This is a genomic window from Xenorhabdus littoralis (genome assembly GCF_033949345.1).
Classification (GTDB): Bacteria; Pseudomonadota; Gammaproteobacteria; order Enterobacterales; family Enterobacteriaceae; genus Xenorhabdus; species Xenorhabdus littoralis.
In genome coordinates, this window is sequence record NZ_VCDP01000158.1 from 1 (window position 1) to 1,636 (window position 1,636).

General features: G+C 56.5%; 1 protein-coding gene. It reads right to left on the bottom strand.

What is annotated here, in order from left to right; translation table 11 throughout:
* Positions 1 to 1,636, bottom strand: a 1,636-nt coding sequence (locus FE394_RS18820; protein ID WP_319927852.1) for a condensation domain-containing protein, incomplete at both ends; no start/stop codon positions are given.

Genomic DNA, 1,636 nt, shown 5'->3' on the forward strand with positions numbered 1-1,636 from the left:
GAGATCCCCACGGGATAATTGGTGCGTTCCCGGCCAGCCAGACTGGTTATACCAAACTGCGACAGGTTAAGTGTGCCGCTGTCCTTGTCACTCATATGCCGGCAGTTGAGCAAGGCGCTGAACAACGGCATATTGCCGAGCCCGCTATAGCGCTGTACCAGGGACAAGGGAGTCTGTTCATATTGTAGTAAACTGGCGCATGTGTCAGTGACTGCCTTGACGAGTTCCTCAGCACTGATCCCTTTGAGTTTCAGCCTGACCGGCAGGGTATTGATAAACATGCCCAACGCGCCCGCACTGCCTGCCATGCCCGACATACGGCCTGATAAGGTAGTACCGAATACAATATCATCACGCCCGCTGGTTCGGGCAACGACCAGCGCCCACCCCGCATGGAACAATGCCGCAGGGCTGGTGCCCAGCCTGCGGGCCGTTTCACGGAGGGCGCGTGATAAGCCGGCATTAAGGAGCTGTTGGGATTCTGCCGTATGTTCACCCTCTTCCTGAACGTTGATCAGGCCAAAAGGGGCCGTCACTTCATCGAGATCTGCCAGGTAGTCCGGGAAAAAGGTTTCTGCGGCCTGAATATGGCTTTCCTGACGGGCATAAGCGACAAAGTTGCGATAAGGCACCGATGGCGGTAAATCGGCATTTTTTCCCATTAAGAATGCTGCCGTTTCCGCGAGAACCTGCCGTAATGAGAGGTTATCATCGATAATGTGATGGAATTGGAGCAAGACGTACAGCTTGGCTGAATGTGGGTCAGCGGCAATTTGTAAGCGTATCAGCGGCGCCTGAGATAAATCCATATTCAGGTGTGACAACCCCATGCGGGCTTGCAGACTGGCAGTCACATCATCACTGTCCTTCAGGGTCAGGTGATGAACAGGCAATGGAGCGTTCCGGTGCACAACCTGAACCGGCTGGGACAATCCGGTCCAGTGGATGGCGGTGCGCAGGATATCGTGTCGGCCGATAACCGCTTGTAATGCAGCCGTGAATGCATCAAGGTCTGCCTGACTGTCGACACATAGCAGCGACGAGATAACGTAGGGATCTTTGGCCGGATTCAGCAAATGGTGGAACAGGATACCTTCCTGCAACGGGGCCAGAGGATAGATGTCCTGCACATTGGCCGCTCCGCCAGAAGTCCGGTTGACGATGGTGTCGATTTCGGTCTGGGACAGCGTGACCAGCGGCAGCATTTCAGGTGTAAGCACAGTGCTGCCATCAGGAATACGGTTGGGCGGCACGACAAAGACCGGGACATCACCCGGGGATACCTGAATCGCCCGGGCCAGATCGGCGAGGATCGGTGCAGTGAATACCGTACGGACGTCCAGTTCCCAGCCCTGCTGGCGCAGTCGTTCGATCACACTGACCACCAGCAGCGAGTGACCACCAAGTTCAAAGAAGTGATCATGGCGGCCGACACGCACCAGTCCCAGCAGGTCTTGCCAGATCTGCGTCAGGGTGGTTTCCGCTTCACCAATAGGGGCCTCATAACCGCGTACAGCCACAGCAGATTGCTCAGGCGCGGGCAGTGCCTTGCGGTCCAGCTTGCCGTTCAGCGTGAGCGGGAAAGTTTCCAGTACCACAAAGGCGGCGGGCAGCATATAGTCGGCCAGATGTTGCG